Annotated in this window: 10 protein-coding genes; 4 read left to right on the plus strand and 6 right to left on the minus strand. The window is 73.3% G+C overall.

What is annotated here, in order from left to right; translation table 11 throughout:
* Positions 1-15: 15 nt before the first annotated feature.
* From ACIBAG_RS05635 to ACIBAG_RS05645, 3 genes are all read left to right on the plus strand, one after another.
* A complete protein-coding gene (locus ACIBAG_RS05635; RefSeq protein ID WP_399101290.1) occupies positions 16-792 on the plus strand; it encodes a VOC family protein in 777 nt (258 codons plus the stop codon).
* Between the two features lie 227 nt (positions 793-1,019).
* On the plus strand, positions 1,020-3,401 hold the full coding sequence (locus tag ACIBAG_RS05640; protein ID WP_399101292.1) for a PQQ-binding-like beta-propeller repeat protein: 2,382 nt from the start codon (positions 1,020-1,022) through the stop codon (positions 3,399-3,401).
* A gap of 326 nt (positions 3,402-3,727) precedes the next feature.
* Positions 3,728-4,279 (plus strand): hypothetical protein, encoded by a 552-nt coding sequence (locus ACIBAG_RS05645; RefSeq protein ID WP_399101294.1) that lies wholly within the window; start codon positions 3,728-3,730, stop codon positions 4,277-4,279.
* Positions 4,280-4,286: 7 nt separating this feature from the next.
* Here ACIBAG_RS05645 and ACIBAG_RS05650 read toward each other — a convergent pair whose 3' ends face one another.
* The 3 genes from ACIBAG_RS05650 to ACIBAG_RS05660 are packed head-to-tail and all read right to left on the minus strand — an operon-like array spanning position 4,287 to position 6,629.
* A complete protein-coding gene (locus ACIBAG_RS05650; protein WP_399101296.1) occupies positions 4,287-5,060 on the minus strand; it encodes an enoyl-CoA hydratase/isomerase family protein in 774 nt (257 codons plus the stop codon).
* Positions 5,057-5,473, minus strand: coding sequence for a Zn-ribbon domain-containing OB-fold protein (locus ACIBAG_RS05655; RefSeq protein WP_399101298.1), 417 nt, complete (start codon positions 5,471-5,473; stop codon positions 5,057-5,059). The genes ACIBAG_RS05650 and ACIBAG_RS05655 overlap by 4 nt, the downstream gene beginning before the upstream one ends.
* 7 nt (positions 5,474-5,480) lie before the next feature.
* The gene (locus ACIBAG_RS05660) at positions 5,481-6,629 is read right to left on the minus strand and encodes a lipid-transfer protein (protein WP_399101300.1); all 1,149 of its coding nucleotides are present in this window, start codon (positions 6,627-6,629) and stop codon (positions 5,481-5,483) included.
* A 93-nt stretch (positions 6,630-6,722) separates the two neighbouring features.
* On the opposite strand from ACIBAG_RS05660, the gene ACIBAG_RS05665 reads away from it, so the two are divergent.
* Positions 6,723-8,312, plus strand: coding sequence for a FadD3 family acyl-CoA ligase (locus tag ACIBAG_RS05665; protein WP_399101302.1), 1,590 nt, complete (start codon positions 6,723-6,725; stop codon positions 8,310-8,312).
* Positions 8,313-8,336: 24 nt separating this feature from the next.
* On the opposite strand, the gene ACIBAG_RS05670 is transcribed toward ACIBAG_RS05665, so the two are convergent.
* The 3 genes from ACIBAG_RS05670 to ACIBAG_RS05680 form a co-directional block, all read right to left on the minus strand.
* On the minus strand, positions 8,337-9,704 hold the full coding sequence (locus ACIBAG_RS05670; protein ID WP_399101304.1) for an O-antigen ligase family protein: 1,368 nt from the start codon (positions 9,702-9,704) through the stop codon (positions 8,337-8,339).
* Positions 9,705-10,325: 621 nt separating this feature from the next.
* Positions 10,326-10,499, minus strand: a complete 174-nt coding sequence (locus ACIBAG_RS05675) for a hypothetical protein (RefSeq protein ID WP_399101306.1) — start codon at positions 10,497-10,499, stop codon at positions 10,326-10,328.
* A 214-nt stretch (positions 10,500-10,713) separates the two neighbouring features.
* Positions 10,714-13,683 carry an AfsR/SARP family transcriptional regulator gene (locus ACIBAG_RS05680; RefSeq protein ID WP_399101308.1) on the minus strand — a complete coding sequence of 990 codons (2,970 nt, stop codon included), beginning with the start codon at positions 13,681-13,683 and terminating at the stop codon, positions 10,714-10,716.
* Between the last annotated feature and the right edge of the window lie 29 nt (positions 13,684-13,712).

Consider the following 13,712-nt stretch of genomic DNA (forward strand, 5'->3'; position numbering starts at 1 on the left):
CGTTACTTTGGCGACATGGCCGAAAACAGGGCATCCGCGAACGGAACGGGATACGCGGAGGGGGTCCCGTGCTGGGTGGACGCGCAGCTTCCCGATGTCGAGGCGGGCAAGCGGTTCTACGGTGAGCTCTTCGGGTGGGACTTCGAGGAGGCCTACGACTCCACCGTGTGGGCGCTGAAGGACGGCGAGCGGGTCGCCGCGCTCGCACGCAAGGCGGACGGGCGGCTGCCCAGTGTGTGGACGGTGTACTTCGCCACCCCGGACGCCCGGGCGCTGGGGCAGCGGATCCGCGCGGCGGGCGGTCAGGTGGTCATCCCGCCCGTGCCAGTCGGGGCGGGGCTGGGCAGCGCCGCCCTGGTCACCGACCCCGAGGGCGCCGTGTTCGCGCTCTGGCAGGCGGGCAGCCACCCCGGGTTCGGCAAGCGGCACGAGCCCGGCACCTTCGGCTGGGCCGAGCTGTACGCCCGGGACACCGAGGTCGCCAACGCCTTCTACGGCGGGCTCTTCGCCGACGCCCTGTTCGGGCCGGACGCGGAGCCGGACTTCGGGCGCGCGGCCGTCGCGGAGGTCTTCCCGGCGGTGATGCCGCCCCACTTCGTCGTCCACTTCCAGGTGGCGGACTGTGAAGAGGTCCTCGGCACGGTGAACCGGCTCGGCGGGCGGGTCCAGGTGCCGCCCTTCGAAACGTCGTACGGGAAGGTCGCGGTCGTCACCGACGATCAAGGGGCTTCCTTCGCGGTTCTGGAACGGCTGGAACGCGTGGAACGCCGCCCGGCGGCCCCGGAAGACTGACCTCACTCTTACCTCTGGCGTCCCAACATACGAACCGGCGCTTTCCGCGAGGTGCCGGCGTGTGGTTTTGTCCCGAGACACCCCGTTCCGCCCTCGGGTTCGCAACCACGCCCTCGGACAGGAAGAATCGGGGTGCGTGCCGCCAAGGCGGTGCGGTGGTGAGACGCTGCACGGGGTCGCGTACATATGTGGGTGGACGGGGCCCGTACGGGGAGGTGGCAGGCAGAGTGGTGGATCAGCTGACTCAGCACGATCCGCGCAGGATCGGGCCGTTCGAGGTGCTCGGACGGCTGGGCGCCGGCGGCATGGGGCTGGTCTATCTGGCGCGCTCGGCTTCGGGCCGGCGCGTGGCGATCAAGACGGTCCGGACCGAGCTGGCCGAGGACCAGCTGTTCCGTGTCCGCTTCACGCGCGAGGTGGAGGCGGCCCGCGCGGTCTCCGGCTTCTACACGGCGGCCGTCGTCGACGCCGACCCGCGCGCGGCCGTGCCGTGGCTGGCCACCGCGTACGTCCCCGCGCCCTCCCTCGAGGAGATAGTGAACGAGTGCGGGCCGCTCCCGGCCCAGGCGGTGCGCTGGCTGGCGGCGGGGGTCGCGGAGGCGCTCCAGTCCATTCACGGCGCCGGTCTCGTCCACCGCGACCTCAAGCCCTCCAACGTCCTCGTCGTCGAGGACGGCCCCCGGGTGATCGACTTCGGCATCGCCTCCGGCGTCTCGAACACGCGGCTGACCATGACCAACGTCGCCGTCGGCACCCCCGCCTACATGTCCCCGGAGCAGGCGAAGGACTCCCGCAGCGTCACCGGCGCCAGTGACGTCTTCTCGCTCGGCTCGATGCTGGTGTTCGCCGCCACCGGGCACCCGCCCTTCCACGGCGCCAACCCGGTCGAGACGGTCTTCATGCTGCTGCGCGAGGGCCCGGACCTGGAAGGCCTCCCGAACGAGCTGCGCCCGCTGATCGAGTCCTGTATGCAGATGGACCCGACGGCCCGCCCGAACCCCGCGGACCTCCAGGCCCAGCTGGCCCCGCACCTCTTCGGCTCCGGCTCCGACGACAGCGGTACGGCGTCGGCGTGGCTGCCCGAGCGGGCCGTGAGCCTGATCGAGGCCCGGCGCGGCGGCCGCCCGGCGACGAAGCCCTCGTCGTCCTCGGGTCGCAGCGGCGGCCGCAACGCCCCCGCACCCGCTCCGGCGCCCGTCCCGCCCCCGCCCTCCCACGACCCGGTCGTGCCCGGCCCGCAGCCCCCGCCCGTCCCGGTCGGCGCCCCCGACACCGGCCCCGTACGGCTGGCCGGCGCCGCCGTCCCGATCGGCCCCGGACCCCGCGTCGCCGACACCCGCGCCGCCGCCATGCAGGCGCCCCCGCCGCAGGCCGGCCTCGTCGCCTCCTGGTCCAAGCCCCGACCCGGCGTCAACGGCACGGACGCCGCCGTGGGCCCCGCCGTACCGGCCGCCCCGCCGGCCCCCCCGGAGCCGGCGGCCGGCTGGCGCCCCTGGCGTTTCCGCATGTCGAACGACGTCTGGGGCACCCCCTCCGTCGCCGGCGACCTCGTCTACGTCACCTCCTTCGAGGTGCACGCCCTGGACGTGGCCACCGGCCGGCGCCGCTTCAAGACGCGGGACGTGGCCTGGTCGATGGCGGTCGCGGACGGCCGTATCCACGCCTCCGACGGCCCGACCCTGTTCGCCCTGGACAGCAGGGAGGGAGCGGACCTCTGGCGCCTGCAGACGGACGCCTGGGTCTACTCGCTCAAGGCCGAGCGGGGCACCGTCGTCACCGGCACCCGGGGCGGCGGCGTCCAGGCCTGGGATGCCTCGAACGGCCAGAAGCTGTGGGAGATCACCGGGGCACAGTCCGACTTCGAGTCCCCGGAGGCGGGGCCCGCGCTGTACGACGGCACGGTGTACGTCTGGCAGGACGCCCGCCTGCGCGCCCTGGACGCCCGCACCGGGGACGAGCGCTGGTCGTACCCGATCGGTGACGCGGCCTCCTGCGGCGGCGTCCCGGTGCGGGTGGCGCAGGCGCCGGACGGCTGCGTGTACGTCTCGGCCGGGACGCGGGTGCTGTCGCTGGAGGTGGCCAGCGGCCGCGTCCGCTGGCACTTCGAGGCCCCGGCGGTCTTCCTGTGCCCGCCGGCCTTCGTGCCGGGCCCGGCGGTGACCGGCGGCGGCGTGTACCTCGCCGACTACCTCGGCACGGTCTACGCCCTGGACGCCGCCGACGGCCGCGACCGCTGGCGCATCGCCACGGAGTCCCGGTCCTCGATCGAGCCGGTGCTGGTGGCTGCCGGTCATGTGCACGTGGGCAGCGGCAAGGGGCTGTACACCCTGGACGCGGTCACCGGGACGCCGAAGTGGCGGTTCCAGGCGGGCGGGGACATCGTGGGCGCCCCGGCGGTGGCCGAGGGCCGTATCCACTTCGGCTCCACCGACCATCTGCTGTACACCCTGAAGGCCGACGACGGCCGTCTGCGCTGGAAGCTGGCGACCGGGGGCGAGATCACCGGGTCGCCGGTGGTGAAGGACGGGGTTGTGTACGCGTGCAGCAAGGACCGGTGCGTGTACGCGCTGGACGCGGAGAAGGGGACGGGGACGGCTCGGACCGCGTGAGTGCGTAGTGGGGTGCCCAGGGGGTGCCTAGTGGGGTGCCGCGGTATGTCGTCGGGCGGCTGCGGGTCCGTCGTGGTTGATCGCGCCCGCGCGGCGGAGCCGCATATCGCTACAGCCCCGCGCCCCTGTCGGGGCGCTGTGCGAACCGCCTGCTCGTAAGTGCCCCTGGGACGGCCGTCGTGCGGTGCACGGAAGGGGGGCCGGACGGCGGCCGTCGCTGTGGGGGAGCGGTTCTGTCACCGCTGCCACAGCAGACGCTACGCCCAGTACGCGGAGGTCGCCACGCGGTGACATGGCCGTGACAGTCGGTCGCTAGAGTCGTCGCCATGCAGCGACGGGGGCACCTTCTCAAACTCACGGCGGTATCGGTTCTGGTCGTCATGGCGCTGACGGGCTTCTCCTCCAAGGGGCGCGGCCATGGCGGATCCGACGGCGACAGCAGCGGCGGCGGGGGCGGCGGGTGCAGCAGCTCCAGCCAGGACCACGACAGCACGTCCTCCGGCGGCGGGTCGGGTGCGACGTACCACGACTACGACGACGATGACGACGACACCGGCACCAGCGGTGGCGGCAGCGGCGACTACTCGCCGACGCCGACGGCTTCCGCCCAGGACGCCACCGTGGAACTGGTCACCTGCACCAGCGTGCGCCGGCCCTACGCGACCGTCACGGTCACCAACCCGAACCCCGGCAGCGAGTTCTTCACCGTGACGGTGGACTTCCTCGACGCCGGGAACCGCCGGGTTGAGCAGGCCACCAAGGACGTGTTCGTCGGCGGCAACGAGATGGAGCGGGTCGAGGTGGACCTCCCCAGCCCGGACCTCGTGGCGAAGATCGACCACTGCCGGGCCGAACCCGAGGCCCCGGCCACCCACTGACGGGCGCTCACCGAACCCGGTACCCACCCGCTCGCCGAGCCGCGAACAGCTCCGCCTGGCGGTCGGCGGGCAGGTTGCCGAGCGCGATCAGGTGCGGGGCCTGCGCGAACGCCTGGGCGAGGGCGGCCTCCCTGACCGCCCACAGGGCCCGCACCGTCCCCTGCACCCCCTCCGTCGGATACCCGGCGATGACGGCGGCACAGCCGACAGCAGCGTCCAACGCCCCGCCGGGCTCGGTGACTTCCGAGACCAGCCCGATCTCGTGCGCCCGCCGCGCCGACAGCCGCTCCGCGTTCCCCATGAGCGCCATCCGCGCGGCCTCCCCGTACGGCATGCGCAGGGCCATGAGCATCGACTCGTAGGCGCTGACCATGCCGTAAGCGGTGTGCGGGTCGAAGAAGGTCGCCGTCGGGTCGGCGACGACGAAGTCCGCCTCGCCGAGGAGATAGAAGGCGCCCCCGCAGGCCATGCCCCGCACGGCGGCGACCACCGGCTTCCACAGGTCGTTGGACTTCGGACCGACCCGGAGCAGCGGGTCGTCCATCATGTACGGCGAGCTGGGCTGCGGCACGACGGCGTCCCGGTCCAGCCCCGTGCAGAAGGCCCGCTCCCCGGCGCCGGTGAGGACGACGGCCCGTACGGCGTCGTCGAACCGCAACTCCCGCCACACCGCGACGAGTTCGTCCCGCAGGGCGAGGTCGATGGCGTTGAGGCGGTCGGGCCGGTCGAGGGTGACGACGGCGACGCCGCTGTCCTTGTCGGCCGTGAGGCGAAGGCTCATGGGCGCTCCAGGACCCACTGCGGGAGACCGGTGCGACTGAAGACGGCCTGCACCTTGGCCCCGATGCGGATCCGGTCCGGGGGAAGGGAGTTGAGGGGCGCGTCCGGGCCGGTCAGGAGGTTGCCGACGAGCCGTATGCGGGGCGCGTCGGCGAGTTCGACGACCACGACGTTGTACGGCGCCTGGTCCGCGTAGTCGGGCAGGAGGGGCGGGTGGGGGACGACGTACGACCAGATACGGCCCTGCCCCGAGGTCTTGCGCCACTCGCTCGCGAAGGACTGGCAGTGCGGGCAGCAAGGGCGGGGCGGGAAGCGGGGTTCGCCGCAGTCGGCGCAGGTCTGGACGCGGAGTTCGCCCTGGGCGGCGTACTGCCAGAAGGGGGCGCCGTCGGGGTCGGTGACGGGGGAGAGCATCCGTGGATCAACTCCTCAGGAGCAGCGCGGAGGTGGGGACGCCTTCACCGGCGGTGACGAGACAGGTGGCGGCGCCCGGGACCTGGGCGGTGCTGGTGCCGCGGAGCTGTCGGACGCCCTCGTTGATGAGGTTGAAGCCGTGGACGTAGGCCTCGCTGAGCCCGCCGCCGCTGGTGTTGAGCGGCAGCCGCCCGCCGATCTCCAGGGCTCCCTGCTCGGTGAACGCGCCGCCCTCGCCCCTCCCGCAGAAGCCGTATCCCTCCAGCGAGAGCGGTATGAGTGCCGTGAACGCGTCGTAGATCTGGGCGACGTCCACATCCTGGGGAGTGAGGTCGGCGTGCTTCCACAGGTGCCGGGCGGCGGTCCAGGCGGGTCCGGTGAGCGGGTCGTCGTTCCAGTAGTTGACCATGCCGTGGTGCTGGGCGGGCAGGCCCTGGGCGGCGGAGTGGACGTAGACGGGGGTGTGGCGGCAGTCGCGGGCGCGTTCGCGGCTGACGATCACGCAGGCCAACGCCCCGTCGGTCTCCAGGCAGTTGTCGAAGAGGCAGAGGGGCTCGCTGATCCACCGGGACGACATGTACATCTCGCGGGTCAGGGGCCGTTCGTACATCACCGCGGCGGGGTTCTGGTTGGCCCGGTTCCGGCAGGCGAGGGCGACGTTGAAGAGGTGGTCCCGGGTGGCGCCGTACTCGTGCATGTAGCGGCGGGTGAGCATGGCGATCTCGTCGGCGGGCCGGAGCAGCCCGAAGGGGCGGGTCCACTGGGCCGGGGTGGGGAGTTGGACGGCGGTGTTGGTCCAGGGGCGGGGGCCGGACCCCCGCTTCCGGGACCGCCAGGCGACACCGACGGTGGCCTGGCCGCTCGCTATCGCCGCGGCGAGGTGGGCGACGGTGGCGCAGGAGCCGCCGCCGCCGTAGCCGACCTTGCTGAAGAAGGTGAGGTCGCCGAGGCCGACGGCCTTCGCCAGCTCCACCTCGTCGGTCTCCTCCATGGTGTAGGAGGCGAGGGCGTCGACCTCCGAGGGGGCGATCCCGGCGTCGTCGAGGGCGGCGAGGACGGCACGGCAGGCGAGGGTCTTCTCGTCCTCGGGGAGGTGTCTGGCGAAGGGGGTCTGACCGATGCCGACGATCGCGGTGGCGTCCTTGATTCCGGCCATGCGCACACCTCCACGCTGCTGAAGGGCTGCTGACAGGCCGTCAGCGTACAGCTAATCTGACGGGTAGTCAGCTCCGGTGTTGGGAGGCGTGCCGTGCGCGGTGACTTGGAGTGGGGCAGCATTCCGGAACTCGTCCGCACCGCGGCCGAGCGGTACGCGGACGCCGAGGCGGTGGTCGAGGGCCGCACCAGGATCTCGTACGCCGAACTGGGCGCCCGCGTCGAACGGTCGGCGGCGGCGTGCGTGGCCAACGGGATCGAGCCGGGCGACCGGGTCGCCATCTGGGCGCCGAACACGCTCGACTGGATCGTGGCGGCGCTCGGCGCGGTGTCGGCCGGGGCGGTACTGGTCCCCCTGAACACCCGCTTCAAAGGCGGGGAGGCGGTCGACGTACTGCGCCGCAGCGGGGCGCGGCTGCTGTTCGTGACCGGCACGTTCCTGGGGACGTCGTATGTGGCGTCGTTGCGGCGGGCGGTCGCGGAGGGGCCGGGGCTGCCGGAGCTGGAGCAGGTGGTGGTGCTGTCGGACGACGCCCCGGCGGACTTCCGCACCTGGAAGGACTTCCTGGCGAGCGGGGAGGGAGTGGGGGAGGCCGAGGTGCGGGCGCGTGCGGGGGCGGTCGTCGGTTCGTGGCCGTCGGACATCGTCTACACGTCCGGCACCACGGGCCGCCCGAAGGGCGCGGTGATCACGCATGCGCAGACCCTGCGGGCATACGAGGTGTGGAGTGACCTGGCGGGACTTCGGCAGGGCGACCGCTACCTGATCGTGAACCCCTTCTTCCACACCTTCGGTTACAAGGCCGGGGTGATCGCCTGTCTGATGCGGGGGGCGACGATGATCCCGCAGCCGGTGTTCAACGTGGAGACCGTGTTGGCGAACGTGGCGGCGGAACGGGTGTCGGTGCTGCCTGGCCCGCCCACCCTGCACCAGTCGCTGCTGGACCACCCGGCGAGGGACACCCATGACCTCTCCGCGCTGCGGCTCGTGGTGACCGGCGCGGCGGTCGTGCCGTTGCGGCTGGTGGAACGTCTGCGCGGGGAACTGGGCGTGGATACGGTCCTCACGGCGTACGGGCTGTCCGAGGCCAGCGGCATCGTGACGATGTGCCGGCGCGGCGACGACCCGTCGGTGATCGCGTCGACGTCCGGGCGGGCGATACCGGGGACCGAGGTGCGGGTCGAGGCGCCGCTCGGCGAGCCCGGCGAGGTCCTGGTGCGCGGCTTCAACGTCATGCGGGGCTACTACGAGGACGAGGTGGCGACGGCCGAGGTCCTTACGGAGGACGGCTGGCTGCGGACGGGGGACGTGGGGGTGCTGGACGAGGGCGGCTGCCTGCGGATCACCGACCGCATCAAGGACATGTTCATCGTCGGCGGCTTCAACGCGTACCCGGCGGAGATAGAGCAGGTGCTCGGGCTGCATCCCGACGTGGCCGACGTCGCGGTGATCGGCGTACCGGACGCGCGGCTCGGGGAGGTCGGGAAGGCGTATGTGGTGCGGCGGGCGGGGGCTGTGCTGACCGGGGACGACCTGATCGCCTGGGCGCGGCGGGAAATGGCCAACTACAAGGTGCCGCGGGTGGTGGAGTTCGTCGCGGAGCTGCCGCGGAACGCGAGCGGGAAGGTGGTCAAGGGGGCGTTGCGGAGCCGGGCTTCGGGCCGTTCGGCGTCGGCGGGGTGACGGCCGTGCCGGCAAGGTCCCCGGTCACATCGGCGCGCCCACGCGCTGTGCCCCGTGGCGTGGGCGCCTGAGCTGGGTGGGGACGGGGGCCGGTGCGGGGTCCGGGCGGGGGCGCCATCCGGCGGGTGCCTCGGCCATGACGACCGCGAGGACGCACCAGAACAGCATGTCGACGCGATCCAGGTTGGCCGGGTGGTCCAGCATGCTCGCCAGGAAGAAGCCGGTCAGGGACGCGAGTCCGACCGTTCCGATGGCCGACTTCGCGCGGGCGGCGCGGGCCGCCGAGGACCAGGCGATCACTGCGACGGCGGTGACGGCGAGGAGGGCGAGCGGGCCCGCCTCCACCAGCCAGTTGAGCCAGAGGTTGTGGGCGTGGACGAAGACCCGGTCGCCGGGTGCGGCGGCGGATATGACGGCGCCGGAGCGGCCGAGGCCGACGCCGAGCGGGTTGTCGGCGGCCAGGCCCAGGGCGGCCTCCCAGGCCTGTCCGCGTACGCCCAGTGAGTCTCCGGCCCGGGACACCGCCCAGATGACGCCGGTCGCGGCGAGCAGGGCCGGCGTGCCCAGGGTGATGAACAGCCGGCGCTGTGCGCGGTCGGCGAGGCGGGGCGCCAGCCAGTAGGCGCCGGCCAGGACGAGGAGGCCGGCCGCCGCGGCGACGTACCCGGCGCGCGAGAAGGTGGTCAGCAGTGCCCCGTAGCCGATGACCACGAGCACGATGACCGACGTGCGTGCCGTGCGCTCGTCGACGCAGACCGTGGCCAGCAGCGCGAACGGCAGCAGCAGGACCAGGAAGGCGGCCAGCAGGTTCGGGTTGGCGAAGGTACCGGTGGCGCGGATGAGGATGCCGTCGCCGCCCGCGTCGCAGGCCACGTCGGTGAGGAGTCCGGTGCGGCAGAAGCCGGTCGGCGTCTCATTGGTGACCTGGGAGAAGGCGCTGGTGGCGGCCACCGCGACGCCGGTCAGCGCGAGGATGCCGACCGCCCGCCACGACTCGGGCTGCGTGCGGCGTACGCCGACGACCAGGTAGTAGCAGGCGATGACGGTCAGCAGGCCGCGCAGCGGCGCGGTGGGATGTCCGCCGGCGTAGGTCGCGGCGGCCGACGCGGCGACCAGCAGGCCGACGGGCAGGTCGAGCCGCGTACGGAAGTCCCTGAGCCGTGCCCGCGCCCGTCCCCGCACGGGAACCACCAGCGCCAGCAGCCCGAGGAACAGGGCGAGCCGGGTCGGCGTGACGACGCCCACGACCGACTCGACCGGGTCGTCGGGGAAGAAGTCGGTGGCGGAGTCGAGCAGTACGACGGCCATCGCACCGAGCGGCACGAACCGGACCGTCTGGACGATCGCCGACGGCTGCCCGGGACCCGCCGTCGCGCTCTGGTCGAATGCCATGGCACCCGAGACTGGCGCCCAGGTGCGACGGGTGGGTGTCGGGAGGGGGAACGGAGCGCGGAGGGTGCACGGACGCGGCCTTGCGCGCCGCGCACCGCCGGACCACTTCGGTCGCGCGGCTTCCAGCGGGTACACCTCGGTCGCGGCGGCTCTGCGGGACACACTTCGGTCGCGGCGGCTTCCGCCGGATACACCTCGGCCGCGGCGGCTTCCAGCGGATACACCTCGGTCGCGGAGGCTTCCGCCGGACACACTTCGGCCGCGGCGGCATCCGCCGGATACACCTCGGCCGCGGAGGCTTCCAGCGGATACACCTCGGTCGCGGAGGCTTCCGCCGGACACACTTCGGCCGCGGCGGCATCCGCCGGATACACCTCGGTCGCGGAGGCTTCCAGCGGATACACCTCGGTCGCGGAGGCTTCCGCCGGACACACTTCGGCCGCGGCGGCTTGCACCGGACACGCCTCGGCCACGGCGGCTTGCACCGGACGCACCTCGGCCACGGCGGCTTGCACCGGACGCACCTCGGCCACGGCGGCTTGCACCGGACACGCCTCGGCCGCGGCGGCTCCCCCTCCGCGCCGCCGCGGCCGATCCCCGTGTGGGAAGAAGGTTCTGGGGTCAGGCGGGCTCGTTGGTGGCGTGGATGTTCTCCGTGCCGGCCTCGGTGCCGTCGTCCGCCTTGAGCGGGTTCTTCTTGGCGGGCTCACTCGTCGCGTGGATGTTCTCCGTGCTGACGTCGCCCGCGTCCGCGTCGGTCGCGTGGATGTTCTCGGTGCCGGTGGTGTCGCTCATGTCGACTGCCTCCCCTGGACGTTCCGGTGCGTTGACGTGAGGCCTGCCCGGCGACTCCCCCGTGGACCGCCGGGCCGGCCTCACAAGCCGTCACCTTAATGTGAACGGCCAGGTCACCCCGTCTGCCCCCCGACGCGACGGAACGACACAACGAGAGTGCCGGGCAGCGATAAACGAACGATGAACGCCCGATCATGACACCGGCATTGAGGCGTCAGGCCACGGCGGCCGGCGTGAGCAGAGCACGGACCGCCTCCGCCTCCGCGGCGCCCAACGCCTCGTAGATCTCCAGGGATTCGCGCCAGCAGACCTGGGCGCGGCCGGCCTGGCCGATGCCGTTCAGGGCGTGGCCGAGGACGACGAGCACATTGCCCCGGCGCCACTCGCCGCCGATGCCCCGCAGGACCGTGAGGGCCATCTCGGCGCTCGCGGCCGCCTGAGCGGGACGCCGGCCGGCGAGGTCGGCCTCGGCGAGCCGGAACAGGGACATGCCCTCCCACAGGCGCTGACGGCTGTCCCGGAAGACGGCCAGGGCCTCCTGCAGCCGTGCCGTGGCCTCCGACAGCCGACCGCTCTGGGTGAGCGCGAGGCCCAGTGCGTAACGGCCGTTGGCCCCCTTCAGCGCGTGCCCCATGGCGTCGTACATGTCGGTGCCCTCCTGGGCCAGGGACACCGCACTGCCGGTGCGCCCGGTGGCCAGGTGGATACGGGAGAGGTTGCACAGCGCGCTGGCCTCTCCCGGCCGGTCCTGGCAGGCGCGGAAGCTTTCGATGGCGCTGGTGAGGTGGGCCTCGCCGTCCTCGTACCGGTTCTGGAAGAGCGCGATCACGCCCCTCGTGTTGGAGGCCCAGCAGCTGGTCAGCGGGTCGTTGCCGGCGCTGAGTGCCGCTGCCTCCTCGGTGGCCTGGTTGGCGATGTCGAAGCGCCCTGTGTAGTAGTGGACGTACGCCACCATGATCAGGGCCCGCGCCTCCGCGTGCGGGTCGGCCGCCTCCTTCGCGGCGTCCCGGAGCACCGAGGCGACGTCCTCGTACGCCTTGGAGTTGGAGCCGGACTCGGCGAGATCCACCGACGCCCAGAGCGCGTCGACGGCGCGCCGCAGGAATTCCGGCCGGGTGGACTGGCGCACGCACGCGAGCAGCGACACCGCCTCCGCGTACAGCCAGTCCTGCGCCTCGTGCCGGTCCGCGAAGCTCAGGCCGGGGTATTCGGTGGCCTCCAGGTGGTCCACCAGCCGGTCCCCGGGCCGCTCGATCGCGTAGACCCCCGCCGCCGTGGCCAGATAGAAGTCCAGCAGCCGCGACAGCGCCGCGTCCCGTTCACTCGGCGGCTGCTCGTCGCGCTCCGCGCACGCACGCGCGTAGAGCCGCACCAGATCGTGGTACCGGTACCGGCCGGGCGCCGCCGACTCCAGCAGGGACGTGTCGACGAGGGACTCCAGCAGGTCCTCCGTGTCCTCCACCGGCAGATCGAGTACGGCCGCGGCGGCCGCGAGCGAGATGTCCGGACCGTCGGCAAGCCCCAGCAGCCGGAACGCGCGCGCCTGGGCGGGCTCCAGGGCGCCGTAGCCCAGCTCGAAGGTCGCCTTCACCGCGAGGTCGCCGGCCTGCAGCTCGTCGAGCCGGCGCCGCTCGTCCGCGAGCTTGGCGGCGAGCACGGACACCGTCCAGGTGCGGCGGGCCGCCAGCCGGGACGCGGCGATGCGGATGGCCAGCGGCAGGAAACCGCACGCCGCGACGACGTCCAGCGCGGCCTCCCGCTCGGAGGCGACCCGCTCCTCGCCCACGATCTTCGTGAACAGCTGCAACGCCTCGTCCGGGGACATCACGTCCAGGTCCACCAGATGCGCCCCGGCGAGGTCCACCATCCGCACCCGGGAGGTCACCAGCGCCGCGCAGCCCTCGGTGCCCGGCAGCAGCGGACGCACCTGGGCGGCGTCCTTGGCGTTGTCCAGCAGCACCAGCACCCGCCGGCCGTCCAGGACCGAGCGGTACAGGGCCGAACGCTCCTCCAGGGAGTCCGGGATCGCCGACTCGGGCGTGCCGAGCGCCCGCAGGAACGACCCCAGCACCGTCTCCGGCTCCGCCGCGCGCGGGCCGGCGCCCTGCAGGTCGACGTAGAGCTGCCCGTCGGGGAAGGCCGCCCGCGCCTGGTGCGCCACGTGCACCGCCAGCGTCGTCTTGCCCACGCCGCCGATGCCGGCCAGCGCCGACACCGCCATCACCCGGCCGTCGGTCCCCGAGGCCGACGCCAGCACCTCGCTCAGCTCCCGCACGAAGGCCGACCGGCCCGTGAAGTCCGGGACGGACGCCGGGAGCTGCGCCGGGCGCACCGGGACCACCGCGGGCTCCGCGACCGGCGCCGACGGCTCCGCGAGGCCGGGGTCCGCGCGCAGGATCCGCTGCTGGAGCTCCTTCAGGCCCGGACGCGGGTCCACGCCCAGCTCGTCGGCGAGCAGGCGCCGCGTGTCCGCGTACACCGCGAGCGCCTCCGCCTGCCGGCCGCTGCGGTACAGCGCCAGCATCAGCAGCTCGCGCAGCCGCTCCCGCAGCGGGTGCTCCGCCGTCAGCGCCGTCAGCTCCGAGACCGCCTCCGCGTGGCAGCCCTGCTCCAGGTCCATGTCCAGGCGGGACTCGAGGAGTTGCAGCCGCCACTCCTCCAGGCGGACCCGCTGCGCCTCCGCGTACGGCCCCGGGACGCCCGCCAGCACCTCGCCGTCCCACAGCGCCAGCGCCCGCCCCAGCACCTTCCGCGCGTGGCACAGGTCCCCGGCGCCCCGCGCCTTCTCCGCCTCCGCCGCCAGCTCCTGCGCCACCGCCAGGTCCAGCGCGCCCTCGGCGAGGCCGCGCACCGCGTAGCCGCCCGACTCGCTCACCAGAACCCCGGGGTCCAGCACCTTCCGCAGCCGGGAGGCGTACGTCCGCAGCGCGGCCAGCGCCTGCGACGGCGGCTCCTCGCCCCACAGGGCGTCGATCAGCTCCGCCGCGGTCGCCGTACGGCCCTCGCGCAGCAGCAGGGCCGCGAGCAGGGCGCGTTGCTGGGGGGAGCCGGTGGGGAGCTGTTCCTCGCCGAGCCAGGCGCGTACCGGACCGAGCACGCTGAAGCGCAGCGCCGCCGCAGGCTCCGTCGCCTCCGCCGAGGAGCCGACACGCCTCTGCTCCGGCACTCGCGGTACCCCGCTCATCGCAGTCCCCCTAGGACCCGTTTACATCC

This window comes from Streptomyces sp. NPDC051243 (genome assembly GCF_044455405.1).
GTDB lineage: Bacteria > Actinomycetota > Actinomycetes > Streptomycetales > Streptomycetaceae > Streptomyces.

Coding starts and splice junctions, on each gene's coding strand:
- ACIBAG_RS05655 (WP_399101298.1), bottom strand. CDS start 5,473: ATGCTCTCCCCCGTCACCGACCCCGACGGCGCCCCCTTCTGGCAGTAC.
- ACIBAG_RS05675 (WP_399101306.1), bottom strand. CDS start 10,499: ATGAGCGACACCACCGGCACCGAGAACATCCACGCGACCGACGCGGAC.
- ACIBAG_RS05670 (WP_399101304.1), bottom strand. CDS start 9,704: ATGGCATTCGACCAGAGCGCGACGGCGGGTCCCGGGCAGCCGTCGGCG.
- ACIBAG_RS05635 (WP_399101290.1), top strand. CDS start 16: ATGGCCGAAAACAGGGCATCCGCGAACGGAACGGGATACGCGGAGGGG.
- ACIBAG_RS05660 (WP_399101300.1), bottom strand. CDS start 6,629: ATGGCCGGAATCAAGGACGCCACCGCGATCGTCGGCATCGGTCAGACC.
- ACIBAG_RS05650 (WP_399101296.1), bottom strand. CDS start 5,060: ATGAGCCTTCGCCTCACGGCCGACAAGGACAGCGGCGTCGCCGTCGTC.
- ACIBAG_RS05680 (WP_399101308.1), bottom strand. CDS start 13,683: ATGAGCGGGGTACCGCGAGTGCCGGAGCAGAGGCGTGTCGGCTCCTCG.
- ACIBAG_RS05645 (WP_399101294.1), top strand. CDS start 3,728: ATGCAGCGACGGGGGCACCTTCTCAAACTCACGGCGGTATCGGTTCTG.